Source organism: Dactylosporangium vinaceum (genome assembly GCF_019904175.1).
Lineage (GTDB): Bacteria > Actinomycetota > Actinomycetes > Mycobacteriales > Micromonosporaceae > Dactylosporangium > Dactylosporangium vinaceum.
Map to the genome: position 1 here is coordinate 6,586,667 of NZ_CP061913.1, position 12,249 is coordinate 6,598,915.

11 protein-coding genes are annotated in these 12,249 nt (G+C 73.0%); 5 read left to right on the forward strand and 6 right to left on the reverse strand.

All coding sequences use genetic code 11. The annotated features are described in order from the left end of the window. Positions 1-15: 15 nt before the first annotated feature. The 3 genes from Dvina_RS29645 to Dvina_RS29655 are packed head-to-tail and all read right to left on the reverse strand — an operon-like array spanning position 16 to position 3,850. Positions 16-2,202 carry a glycoside hydrolase family 3 N-terminal domain-containing protein gene (locus Dvina_RS29645; RefSeq protein WP_223092618.1) on the reverse strand — a complete coding sequence of 729 codons (2,187 nt, stop codon included), beginning with the start codon at positions 2,200-2,202 and terminating at the stop codon, positions 16-18. A gap of 9 nt (positions 2,203-2,211) precedes the next feature. Further along, positions 2,212-3,333, reverse strand: a complete 1,122-nt coding sequence (locus Dvina_RS29650; RefSeq protein ID WP_380029996.1) for a Dyp-type peroxidase — start codon at positions 3,331-3,333, stop codon at positions 2,212-2,214. A gap of 1 nt (position 3,334) precedes the next feature. Continuing rightward, positions 3,335-3,850 carry a copper chaperone PCu(A)C gene (locus tag Dvina_RS29655; RefSeq protein WP_223092620.1) on the reverse strand — a complete coding sequence of 172 codons (516 nt, stop codon included), beginning with the start codon at positions 3,848-3,850 and terminating at the stop codon, positions 3,335-3,337. A gap of 68 nt (positions 3,851-3,918) precedes the next feature. Here Dvina_RS29655 and Dvina_RS29660 point away from each other — a divergent pair, with 68 nt between their 5' ends. After that, positions 3,919-4,461, forward strand: a complete 543-nt coding sequence (locus Dvina_RS29660; protein ID WP_223092621.1) for a copper resistance CopC family protein — start codon at positions 3,919-3,921, stop codon at positions 4,459-4,461. Between the two features lie 40 nt (positions 4,462-4,501). Here the strand turns inward: Dvina_RS29660 and Dvina_RS29665 are convergent, their stop codons facing one another. The 3 genes from Dvina_RS29665 to Dvina_RS29675 all read right to left on the reverse strand — a co-directional run bounded on the left by Dvina_RS29665 (position 4,502) and on the right by Dvina_RS29675 (position 8,382). Continuing rightward, positions 4,502-6,457, reverse strand: coding sequence for a bifunctional copper resistance protein CopD/cytochrome c oxidase assembly protein (locus Dvina_RS29665; RefSeq protein WP_223092622.1), 1,956 nt, complete (start codon positions 6,455-6,457; stop codon positions 4,502-4,504). 561 nt (positions 6,458-7,018) lie between these two features. Next, a complete protein-coding gene (locus Dvina_RS29670; protein ID WP_223092623.1) occupies positions 7,019-7,789 on the reverse strand; it encodes a class I SAM-dependent methyltransferase in 771 nt (256 codons plus the stop codon). A 62-nt stretch (positions 7,790-7,851) separates the two neighbouring features. Next, positions 7,852-8,382: a hypothetical protein gene (locus Dvina_RS29675; RefSeq protein ID WP_223092624.1), complete on the reverse strand. Its 531-nt coding sequence runs from the start codon at positions 8,380-8,382 to the stop codon at positions 7,852-7,854. A gap of 71 nt (positions 8,383-8,453) precedes the next feature. On the opposite strand from Dvina_RS29675, the gene Dvina_RS29680 reads away from it, so the two are divergent. From Dvina_RS29680 to Dvina_RS29695, 4 genes are read left to right on the forward strand one after another with little or no spacing between them, the layout of a single operon-like run. After that, a complete protein-coding gene (locus tag Dvina_RS29680) occupies positions 8,454-8,804 on the forward strand; it encodes a DNA-binding protein (RefSeq protein WP_223092625.1) in 351 nt (116 codons plus the stop codon). Beyond that, a complete protein-coding gene (locus tag Dvina_RS29685; protein ID WP_223092626.1) occupies positions 8,801-10,522 on the forward strand; it encodes a PEP/pyruvate-binding domain-containing protein in 1,722 nt (573 codons plus the stop codon). The genes Dvina_RS29680 and Dvina_RS29685 overlap by 4 nt, the downstream gene beginning before the upstream one ends. Continuing rightward, positions 10,519-11,337 (forward strand): hypothetical protein, encoded by an 819-nt coding sequence (locus Dvina_RS29690; protein ID WP_223092627.1) that lies wholly within the window; start codon positions 10,519-10,521, stop codon positions 11,335-11,337. The genes Dvina_RS29685 and Dvina_RS29690 overlap by 4 nt, the downstream gene beginning before the upstream one ends. 10 nt (positions 11,338-11,347) lie before the next feature. After that, positions 11,348-12,226 carry an LLM class flavin-dependent oxidoreductase gene (locus tag Dvina_RS29695; RefSeq protein ID WP_223092628.1) on the forward strand — a complete coding sequence of 293 codons (879 nt, stop codon included), beginning with the start codon at positions 11,348-11,350 and terminating at the stop codon, positions 12,224-12,226. Positions 12,227-12,249 lie beyond the last annotated feature (23 nt).

A 12,249-nucleotide genomic window follows, 5' to 3' on the forward strand; every position in this document is an offset into this window, starting at 1 on the left:
GCGCCGCGGAAGGCACTACTGCGCGACGTCGAAGGTGGCGGTCAGTGACGCCTCGCAGCTGCCGCCCACCCAGACGTCGAACGTCGTGGTGTCGAGGACCCAGTCGCGGACGGCGGGGTGCCAGTAGCGGCGCTCGTCCGGGCCGACCGTGAACTCGACCCGCGCGGAGGCGCCCGGGGCCAGGACGATCCGCCGGAAGCCCTTGAGCTCGCGCACCGGGCGGGAGGCGGAGCCGTGTCGCTGGTGCAGGTAGAGCTGGGCGACCTCGGGGGCCTCGCGCCGGCCCGTGTTCGTCACCTGCACGGACACTGTGGCGGTGTCCCCGTGCTGGTCCACGACCAGGTCGGCGTATTCGAACGTGCCGTAGCTCAGCCCGTGGCCGAAGGCGTACAGGGGGGTGCTGGCCTCGTCCCAGTACCGCCGATGCTGGTTCTGCGGCTCGTGCGACGTGGTGTGCGAGTAGTGGATCGGGATCTGCCCGACCGTGCGGGGCCAGCTGAACGGCAGCTTGCCGCCCGGCGAGGCCGCACCGAAGAGCAGGTCGGCGACGGCGTGGCCGCCCTGGCTTCCCGGATACCAGATGTCGAGGATGGCCGGCACGTGCTCGGCGGGCCAGCGCAGGTCGACGGGGCGGCCGTTCATGACCAGCAGGACCGTCGGCGTGCCGGTCGCGACCACGGCCTGCAGCAGCTCCAGCTGCCGGCCCGGCAGGTCGAGCGACGAGCGGGACGCGCCCTCACCGATCATGTTCTGCCACTCGCCGAGGACGACGACGGCGACGTCCGCCGCGGCGGCGAGCGACACGGCCCGGTCGAACTCGGCCGCCGGGTCGAAGCCGTCCGGGTCCTTCTGGACGTTGCCGCCGAACATGTCGAACATCGACGGGAACGTACGCTGCCCGACCCCGATCCCCCGCGCGAAGTCGACGCGCACGCCGTCGCCGGCCGCGGCGCGGATGCCGTCCAGGACGGTGACCGTCTCGTCGAGGTCGAAGTCGAACACCCACGGGCCGATCGTGTCGCGCTGCGAGTCGGCGAGCGGCCCGAGCACGGCGATCGAGCCGAGGGCCGACGCGTCGAGCGGCAGGAGCCCGCCCTCGTTGCGCAGCAGCACGGCGCTGTGCCGGGCCGCCTCCCGCGCGGTCTCGCGGTGCCGCGGGTCGGCGAGGACCGCGCGGGCCCGGTCCTCGTCGACGTACGGGTCGTCGAGCAGCCCGAGCCGCTCCTTCACCGCCAGCAGCCGCCGCACGCTCGCGTCGACGGCGGCCGCGGCCTCGGGGACGTCGGGCAGGTGCGCGTACGCCGGGTCGGCCACCGCCATCTCCAGGTCCACGCCCGCGAGCACGGCCCGCTTGCCCGCCTCGGCCGGTGAGGCGGCGAAGCCGTGCGTCTCCAGGCTCTTCACGGCGTTGGCGTCGGAGACCACGAAGCCGTCGAAGCCCCACGTCTCGCGCAGCACCTTGGTCAGCAGCCAGTGACTGCCCGACGCCGGCACCCCGTTGAGGTCCATGTAGGCGGTCATGATGTTCCCGGCACCGGCGTCCACGGCGGCCTTGAACGGCGGGAAGTAGACGTTCCACAGCTCGTACTCGCCGATGTTCGCCTCGTCGTAGTCGCGGCCGCCCTGGGCCGCGCCGTAGCCGGCGAAGTGCTTCGGCCCGGCGATGACCCCGCCGCGCTGGAACCCGCGGACCTGGGCGGCGGCGACGGCGGCGCCGAGGTAGGGGTCCTCACCCGCGCCCTCGATGATCCGGCCCCAGCGCGCGTCGCGGGCGATGTCGACCATTGGCGCGAACGTCCAGTGGATGCCGACCGCCCGCGCCTCCCGCCCGGCGACCTCCTGGCCGCGCTCGATGGCGTCGAGGTCCCAGGAGGCCGCCATCGCGATCGGCACCGGGAAGATCGTGCGCAGCCCGTGGATGACGTCGAAGCCGAACAGCGCCGGCAGCCCGTGGCGGTTGCCGGCGATCGCGAGCCGCTGGAGGCGGTTGATCTCGGCCGGGTCGGAGACGAACAGCAGCGACCCGACCTCGCCCCGCTCCAGTGCCGCCTCGACCGCTCGCGGCTGGCTGTCGTCGATGTCGGGGGCGGGGGCGTCCGGCTCGGCGGCGGGCAGCTTGAAGTAGAAGTACTGGGTCAGCTGCCCGGCCTTCTCGACCGGGGTCAGTGCGCCGAGGAGTGCCTCGACCCGCTCGCTCGTCATCCCCGCAGTCTAGGCGGCCAGAAGCCTTTCGCCGACCCAACCGCCTTCCCCGCAGCCCGGCGGGACGGCGAACACCGCCGACCCGATCGGTGTGATCCACTCGTTGAGCAGGTCGGCCTCGTCGAGGCGGCGCTGGACGGGCACGAACTGCCGGACGACGTCGCGTTGAAAAGACGCAAAGATCAAACCGGCATCGGGGGTACCGTCAGCGCCTGGTGTCTCGTCGTAGTTGTACGGGCGGCGGAAGATGCGCAGCCGCTCGTCGGTGACGTGCGCCCGGGCGGCGTGCGCAAACTCGGAGATGACCGGGAGCCCGTCGGCGTTCTTCGCCGCCAGGTCGAGCGGGTCGTGCTCGGCCCGGCCGGTCAGCGGCGCGCCGTCGGACAGCCGGCGGCCGACGGCGAACTCCTTGCCCACCGTGTCGACGGCGTCCCAGGTCTCCAGCTCGGCCCTGATCCGCCGGAGCACGAGCGTCGTCCCGCCGTCGTCGTTCCACACGGCCCGGGCGAACGCGTCGGTGCCCGGCTGCGGGTTGGCCGTGCCGTCGACCTGCCCGAGCACGTTGCGCTGCGGGCCGGCGCCCCGGCGGAAGCCGCGCTGGACCCAGCGCACGGTGGCGAAGGCGCGCGAGTCCTTGACGAGCATCCGCTGGGCGTGCGCCACGGTGAGCGGGTCGTCGGCACACAGCTGCAGCAGCAGATCGCCGCCGGACCACCGCGGCTGCAGCCGGTCGACGGTGAACGCGGGCAGCTGCTGCACCGGGCCGGGCCGGCCCGCGGCGTCGAACAGGCCCGGCCCGAACCCGAAGGTGACGGTCAGCCGGGCCGGCGACCGGGCGAGCTCGGGCTGCCCGTCGGCGAGCGGCGCCACGCCCTGGGTCAGGCGGGCGGCGTCGTCGGTGAGCAGCCGCAGCAGCCGCGCCAGGGCCGCCCGGTCCGTGCCGGCCTTCAGGTCCAGCGCGAGGAATGTGGCGTTCGCCGGCGCGGCCGTCTCGATCCCGGCCTGCCGCGGCCCGTAGAACGGCACGACCGGCGGCTTGGTGTCCACAGTGGACTTCGCGGTGGCGCAGGCCGCGGTCGTCGCCGCGGTGAGCGTGAGCGCGCCGCCGGCCAGGAGGGTTCGCCGGCGCACCTCAGCCCCGGCCCGGCTGGTACGACTCGTTGCCACCGGCGAAGTCCTTGCCCAGCGCGGTGAACGGCACGGTGGCGCCGTCCTTGAGCGTCAGCGTCACGGTGACCTGATCGCCGGGCCGCACCGGCGTCGTGACGTCCATCAGCATGAAGTGGTCGCCGCCCGGCTTGAACTCGTGGCTGCTCCGGGCCGGGATGACGAACCCGCCCTCCTTGGGCCGCATCGCCATCCGGCCGTCGAGCATCGTCGTCTCGTGCAGCTCCATCATCGGCGACGCGGTCGACGTCACCGACACCACGACGACGTCCTTGCCGGTGGTGTTCACGACGATGCCGTAGGCGGCCGACATGCCCGAGTCGGCGGTCTTCACCCACGGGTCCTTCACAATGAGCGCCGCCGACGACGCCGCGGCGGAGGGCGCCGGGGCCGACGGCGCCGCCGGGGTGGCCGGATCGGCGCCGCAGCCGGCGAGGGCGAGCAGCAGGACGGCGCCGCAAGCGCGCAGGGTCAACCGCATCGAGCATCCTCCGTACAGTGTGGACAGTCACCCGGATAGTCGCGGCCGGATGGCATAAAGTTCCCGGCATGCGACTGCGTTCGACACTTCGCGGCCTGCTCGCCGCGACCGTCCTGGTGGTGCTCGCCCCGGCCACACCCGCATGGGCCCACTCGAAGCTGCTCAGCAGCGACCCAGCCGACGGGGCCACGGTGAGCACGCCGCTGACCGCCGTCTCGCTGACCTTCAACGAGGGCGTGCAGCAGCAGTTCAGCACCGTCGTGGTGACCGGCGCCGACGGGCAGTCCTATGTGGACGGCACGCCGCGGGTCGTCGACCGGACGCTGAGCCAGGCGGTGCGGGCGCTGCCGGCGGGCGAGGTGACGGTGGCCTGGCGCACGGTCTCCGCCGACGGCCACCCCGTCGAGGGCCGGTTCGCCTTCACCAACGCCACCCCCGGCGCGGCATCACCCGCGCCCGCCGCCGCGCCCGGCCCCGCCGCCGATGCTGGGCCGGGCCCGGATCGCCGGCCCTGGCCGCTCGCCGGCGGCGCGCTCGCCGTCGCGCTCGTCGGTGGCGCGCTGCTGTGGCGCCGGTGGCGACGCCGGAGCGCCGGAGCACCGCGGATGTGACGCCGGGCGCGGGCAGCGCCGCGAAGCGCTGTGCGGCCTTTCACCGGCGCTCGGCGGTGGCCGACTCGGATGCCCGGCGCAGGAACTCGTTGTAACGGGCCAGATCGTCCTCCTCACCGGTGGCCTCGGCCCGGTCGGCCGCCCGGTCCAGCCGCCGCTGCTCCCGCTCGTCGGCCCGCATCCAGCGCACGACGAGCAGCAGCAGGATCGCGACGGCCGGAATCTCACCGAACCCCCAGGCGAGCCCGGCCCCGACCCGCTGATCGTCGAGCAGGCCACCCGCCCAGAGCGGATGCACGGAGGTGTACCAGTCCGCCGCGATCACCGTTCGGGACTGCATGAGCGCGATGCCGAGGAACGCGTGGAACGCCATGCCCGCGAAGTGCACAAGCACCAGCACGGGCGGCGCGGCGGGCCGGCGGCCGGGGTCGACGCCGATCAGGACCCAGAAGAACAGGTACCCCGACAGCACGAAGTGCACGAGCATCACCAGATGCCCGATGTGGTACCGCATGAGCACACCGAGCAGATCGCTGAAGTACAGCCCGTAGAGGCTCACCACGTAGATCGCGAGCGCGACGAGCGGATGGGACAGCAGCCGCAGCACCCGGCTGTGCAGGACGAGCAGCAGCCACTCGCGCGCGCCGCGGACCCTCGGGTCACCGGCCGGCCGCAGCGCGCGCAGGGCCAGGGTCACCGGCGCGCCGCCGACGAGCAGGATCGGCACGAGCATGGCCAGGACCAGGTGCTGGGCCATGTGCGCGGAGAACAGCACGTAGGCGTAGCGGGCGAAGCCGGACACGGTGAACGCGCCCAGCAGCACGACGCCGCCGAGCCAGCTCGCGGTGCGCGCCGCAGACCAGCGGTGCCCGGCCCGGTGCAGCCGCCACACGCCCGCCGCGTAGCCCAGCGCACCGGCCGCGACGACGGCGATGAAGAACCCGTCGAGCAGCGGCGGCCAGAACACACGGGCCGCCGACAGCGGTGCCGGGGCGGCGAACCCGAGCAGGTCGGTGACCGGATCGGTCTCCCGGTTGCCCGTCGGCGTCGGCGTCCGCGACAGCGCCACCGCGAGGCCGGCAGTCGCACCGAACAGGATCAGCTCACCGGCGAGCAGCCGCCGCAGCCCGGCGGGCGGCGTCCGGCGCCGGTGCACAGCGCCGAATCCGCCGGCGACGAGGAGCGCGACGACCTTGCCGAGCACCAGCACCCCGTAGCGCGAGTGCCACAGCTCCCCGGCCGACCCCAGCCGGACGGCCGCGTTCGCGATCCCGCTGACGGCGACGGCGATCCAGCAGCCGAGCGCCAGCCGGCTGTAGGCGCGCACCGCCACAGCGAGGTCACTGTCCTTGCGCACCGCCAGCAGCGCGGCGAGACCGCCGACCCAGAGGGCCGCCGCGATGATGTGCACGGCCAGGCTGGTGACGGCGAGCTGATGGTTCCCGGCGCCCGCCGAGTGCCCGGTGAGCGCCGGCGGGACGAGCGCCGCGCACGCGAGGAGGGCGACCACCGCCGCACCGGTGCGGGTCAGCACCAACCGGGCGGCGACGGCGACAACGATGGCGAGGACGCCCTGGGCCAGCGCCGACTGTCCCTGGGAGACGGACCAGGCCAGGCTGCGCACGCCCGCGAACGTGATGTCCGGCAGCGGCCGCCCGAGCAGGTCCGACAGCGTCAGGGGCAGCAGCGCGAGCGACGCGGCCGCCCACCCCCCGGCCCACCAGCCCGCCGCGCGCAGCAGCCGGTATGCGGCCGGCCCCACGAGCTGGTCGGTGCCGGGCAGCAGGAACGCGGCCAGCCCGACGAACCCGGCGCAGACGACACCGCACGCGTCGGCCACCGCCCGGGCCAGCGGCAGGCCCCACGCGGTGACCGCGCCGGCGTCGGGCAGCCCCACGATCGCCCGGCCGGTGATCCCGCCGCCCCAGCGCAGGGCCACCGCCAGGGCCAGGAGCAGGGCCAGCGGTGTCGCCGCGATGCCGAAAACCCGCTTCATGCCCATACTCGGGCAAATGCTCTACCGTGAACCATCACCGTATTGGTCGCCGCGACCACCGCCAAAGTTCCCGTCGACGGCGAACGCCGGCCATGCGCCTGCGCCCGGGCCGGATCGCGGCGGCCACTTCCCGGCGGCCGCCCGCCTCGCCCACGCCCTGTCGACCCGGGCGCGGTCACCCGGGGGCGGCTATGCGAGCGTCCCGTTCCAGGGGCCGATCGACACGGACGGCGCCGCGGCAACGAAGGTTCCAGGGGGTTCGACGTCTCGCCGCCTTCCTGCACGGGCGTCTCGCGGGGGGTCTCGCGCGGGGACGGTCCTCGCGGGGAGGGTCCCCGCGCAGGGGGTCTCGCGCGAGGAGGGTCCCGCGCGCAGGGGGTCTCGCGCCCGGGGGTCTCGCGCGGGGAGGGTCCTCGCGCGGGGAGGTCCTCGTGCGGGAGGTCTCGCTCGCGCGGGGGTCTCGCTCGCGCGGGGGTCTCGCTCGCGGAGGTCTCGCGCGCGGAGGTCTCGCGCGCGGAGGTCTCGCGCGCGGGGGTCTCGCGCGGGCCTGCTCGGGGCGGGTCAGCGCACGCCGACTACTGCCGCATCCGGCCCGCCGCGCCAGAGCACGCCGACCTCGGTGTAGCCGGCCGCCCGGAGCGCGTCCAGATGCCAGTCGGCCGCCGGCGTGTACTCGGCCGCGTGCCCGCTCGGATAGATCTCGTGCCGCCGAGCGACGAGCGGCGCGAGCGCGGGTATCGCGGCGAGGCGCTCCCACCACTGCGACCACGACAGCGTCGCCCCGGCCGTGTACCGCGCGCTGCGCACCGTCTCCCCCGCGGCCACGAGTTGCTTCGTCAACGTCGGCAGTCCTTCGTCGGGAATATGGTCGACGTTGACGAAAATCCCACCGGGCCGCAAAAGTCCACGAATTTCGTCGTACAGGACGCTGATCCGCTCCCCCGGCAGCCAGTGCAGCGCGGTCGCCGTCAGCACCGCGTCGTACTCACCGAGGGGCAGCTCGGCCTGCCACCCGGGCCGGCTCAGGTCGGCAGTGACGATGGCGGCCCGCCCGGCCAGGCTCCCGTCGGCGATGGCCAGCAGCGCCGGGTCCAGATCGACGACGGTGGCGACCAGGTCCGGAAACCTCCGCAGCGCCCGCAGCGTGATGGACCCCGTCCCACCGGCCAGATCGAGCAGCCGCACCGTCCCGGCGCCCGCCGTCGCCGCCACCGCGTCGAGCATCGCCGCAAACCGCTGCTCCCGGTCCGGCATGTAGCTCTCCTGCTGCCGGTCCCAGCTCTCCTGCAACGCCGCCGCATCCACGGCGGTCAACCGTCCGAGCTCACTCATGTAAGCGATGATGTCCTATCCGTACCTTACCGAACAACCCTCACACCCGCGTGCGCGCGACCTCAGCGCGCTCGCCGACCGCGCACGAGTTCGGCGGCGAGCAGGACGATCCGGGCGATGACGCCCAGGACCAGCAGGACCAGCCCGGCGGCGACCGCGAGCGGAGAGTAGTCGAGGACCGGGCCGAGCACCGGGCGCAGCGGGCCCGCCGGCACCGCCGGATGCCGGGAAGCGATCGCGGCGATCAGCTGGCGGACCCGGACCTGGTCGTCGCCGTCGAGCCGGCCGTCCTGGGCCAGGGCCGAGCACTCGCGCAGGACCTCGGCCCGTTCACTGCTGGTCAGAGCGCCTCGGTACGCGCGGTTCGAGTCCCCATTGGCGGCGCACTGCAGTTCCTGCCCCGAGGTCACGTCGACGTAGAGGGTGACACTGTTCAGGCACGACCCGCCCGGCTCCTCGAAGCTGATCGGATAGACCGGCGACCCGCCCGGGCTGGCGACGAACTCCAGGACGAACCCCAATACGAACGCCACCAGCGCGAGTGCGATCCCGCCGCGGACCGCCAACCGGGCCAGCTTCGTCGCGCGCTCCATGAGTACAGTCAACCAGTATTGATTATCAACAGGTTGTTGACAAACAGATTGTTGATAGCGACGCTGGTGCGGTGGACGAGCGGACCGCGCAGGCGCGGCTGACCGAGCGCGGCGGCGACACGCTGCCGCGCCTGCCCTGGCTGGCCGACGGGCAGCCGCACGACGCCTACACGCTCATGCGCCAGGCTCTATGGCGGGCCAACAACGATCCCGGCGCGCTGGAGCTGCCCGACGACCTGCTCGCCGCGATCACCCTGCTGGCCACCGCCCGCGCCGAACTCGACCAGCTCGAGGCCGGCCTGCTGTTCGTCGCCCGCGCCGAGGGCCTGACGTGGGGCCAGATCGCCGAACCGCTCGGGCTGCGCACGGCGCAGGCGGCCCAGCAGCGAAACGAGCGCGTCCTCGGCCGGCTGGGCGCATGACGACGGCTCCGCCCGCGCGCGTCGTACCGCTCGCCGACGCCGGCCGGGACTGCGGCAACAAGGCCCACGCCCTGGCCGTACTGATCCGAGCCGGCCTGTCCGTGCCCGCCGGCTTCGTCGTACTCGGCCCCGTCGACGCAGCAACCCTCAGCCGGCACCTCGACGAGCACCTCGGCCGGCACCTCGACGGACACCGCAACCGGCACCTCGACGAGCACGGTGACCGGTGGATCGACGAGCATGGCGACGAGCACCGCAACCAGCATCTCGACGAGCACCGCGACCGGCACCTCGACGAGCACCACAGCCGGCACCTCGACGAGCACCGCAATCAGCATCTCGACGAGCACCGCGACCGGCACCTCGACGGACACCGCGACCGGCACTTCGACGAGCACCGCGACCGGCGGATTGACGGACACCGCGACCGGCAGATAGACGGATACCGCGATTCGCGAATAGACGAGCACAGTGACCGGCACCTCGATGAGCACGGCGATCGGAACATCGACGAGCACGGCCACCGGCGGATCGGGCTCGGGCCACTTGCCGTGCGGTCGTCCGGCCTGGGTGAGGACTCGGCCACCGCGTCGTTCGCCGGGCAGCTGGAGACCGTGCTCGGCGTACAGGGCGTCGACGAGGTCCTGGCGGCCGTGCGGCGATGCGCCCGGCTGACCGACCGGGTGCGCAGTTACGGTATGCATCCCGAGGACGTGCCGGTCATCGTCCAGCGCCTGGTGCGGGCCGACACGGCCGGGGTGCTGTTCACGTGCGATCCGCGCGATGGTGCGGATGTGGTGCTCATCAACGCGGCGCCCGGGCTCGGCGACGGGGTCGTCTCCGGGTCGGTCGTGCCCGACGAGATTGTCGTCGACGTCGATGGCAATCAGACGGAATCGACGTGCTTGACGAAAATCGACATCCAGCGGCTGGCGGCGCTCGGGCGGCGATGTGCGGAGATCTTCGGTGCGCCGCAGGATGTCGAGTGGGCGATCGAGGATGACACGATCTGGGTCCTGCAGTCACGGCCCATCACGGCGATCGGACCGCCCGCCGCGACCGCGCGGCACGGACGACGTACGCCAACGGCCCGGCAACCTCCAGCGGCTCAACAACCGGCGACTCAACGACCGGCGGCGACAGGGCAACCAACGACGACGCAACAACCGTCCGCCACTCGACAATCACCGACCGCACGACGATCCCAAGCACGACAACAATCCCAAGCGCTACAACAGTCACCGGCGGCACAACAATCGCCGGCCACAGGACGACCGCCGGACGCGGGGTCCGTCGGGATGGAGGCGTGGGCGGCTGGACCACCGCCAGCGACGGAACGCTCACCGGCGGGTGGGCAATCGCCGCCCGAGAGCCGGGCGCGGGAGGCGCGGCAGGCACTGGCGACCGGTGTGCCCTGCAGCCCGGGGCTGGCTCGGGGCCCGGTGCGGGTCATCCGGTCGGTCGACGAGTTCGGCCGGCTGCGGCGCGGCGATGTGCTCGTGTGCCGGACCACCGACCCGGCCTGGACGCCGCTGTTCCGGGTGGCGGCGGCCGTCGTCACCGAGACCGGTGGTGCGCTCAGCCACGCGGCGATCGTCGCGCGGGAGTACGGCATTCCGGCCATCGCCGGCGTCGAGTCGGCCATGCACACGCTTCGCGACGGCGCCGACGTCGAGGTCGACGGGACCGCCGGTGCGATCAGACCGGGAGACGGATGATGTCGGAACTGCTGGTGCTGCATGCGGTACGGCTGAAAGGGTTCGCCGACACGGCGGCGGTGGCGGCCCGGTTCGGGCTGGAGCCGGCGCAGACGGAGGAGGACCTGCTTGACGCCGAGGCGTATGGGCTGGTCAGCCGGTCGGCGTTCGCCGATCTCACCGGGTGGTCGCTCACCGAACGCGGGCGCAAGCACAACGAGGCACTCCTGCGAGCGGAGCTGGACAGCACGGGCGCCCGCAGCGTCGTCGCCGCCGTCCACGAACGGTTCGTCCCGCTCAACGCCGAGGCCTCCAAGGTGTTCACCGCCTGGCAACTGCAGCCCGCTCGAGGCGCCGAAACCAGGACCGCCCACGGCTCCGAGACCGCGCACAATCCCGAGACCGGTCACGGTCCTGACACCGCCCACACTCCCGGCACCGCCCACAATCCCGAGAGCACTCACAGTCCCGGGAACGGTCACGGTCCGGAGACTGCTCATCGTCACGAGACCGCACATAGTCCCGAGCACGGTCACGGTCCCCAGAACGGCCCCGATGCAGGAGCCGGGCGGCGGCCGGACGTCGGTGGCGCCCCGCACGTCGGTGAGCACTTGGGTGCCCTGTATCGGCTGGCCGACGCGCTCAGTTCGATCGAAGGCGCCCTGACACCCCACCTCGCGCGGTTCGGCGGGTACCACGCGCGGTTCACCCTAGGGCTGCGCAACGCCGAGCGTGACCCGGCCTGGATCACCGGAATCGATGTCGACTCTTGTCACAGCGTGTGGTTCGAGCTGCACGAGGACCTCGTCGCCACGCTCGGTATCGTGCGCGTTTAAGATCGGGCAAATGCGTATCGGTGTGCTGCTGCTCCCCGCTGACCCCTGGGCCCAGACCGTGGCGCGGGCCCGGCACATCGAGGAGCTGGGCTACGCGCATCTGTGGACGTACGACCACCTGTCGTGGCGGCGGTACCGGGACGAGCCGTGGCACGCCACGATCCCCTGGCTCACCGGGGTCGCCGCGGCCACCGAGCGGATCCGCCTCGGCACGATGGTCACGTCGCCGAACTTCCGGCACCCGGTCACGCTGGGCAAGGACGTGATGACGCTCGACCACATCTGCGGCGGGCGGCTGACGATCGGTGTCGGCGCCGGCGGGACCGGGTTCGATGCGACGGTCCTGGGCAACGTGGCGCCGACGGCGCGGGAGCGCACGGCCCGGTTCGCCGAGTTCGTGGAGGTGCTCGACGGGGTGCTGCGCTCGCGGGAGTACACCTTCCGCGGCAGTTTCTATGCGGCCGACGAAGCCCGGATGATCCCCGGCTGTGTGCAGCGGCCCCGGGTGCCGCTCGCCGTTGCGGCCACCGGGCCGAAGTCACTGCGCCTGGCCGCCCGGTTCGGTGACGCCTGGGTCACCACCGGTGAGCCGAACGCCACCGATCGCTCCGGTGCCGCCATCGAGGCCGCGGTGCGCCGGCAGGGAGCGCTTCTCGACGAGCAGTGCGCGGCGATCGGCCGTGACCCTGCGTCACTGCAGCGGATCATCGTGACCGGTGACACCGAGGAGCGGCCGCTGGCCAGTGTGGCGGCGTTCGAGGACTTCGTCGGGCGGTACGAGCGGCTCGGCTTCACCGACGTCGTCGTGCACGACCCGCGCCCGGGCGATCCGGTGCTGACCGACGACCCGGCGATCATCGACGCCATCGCCACTCTCAACAGAACGTGACGCGACGGTCACACGCCATCAAC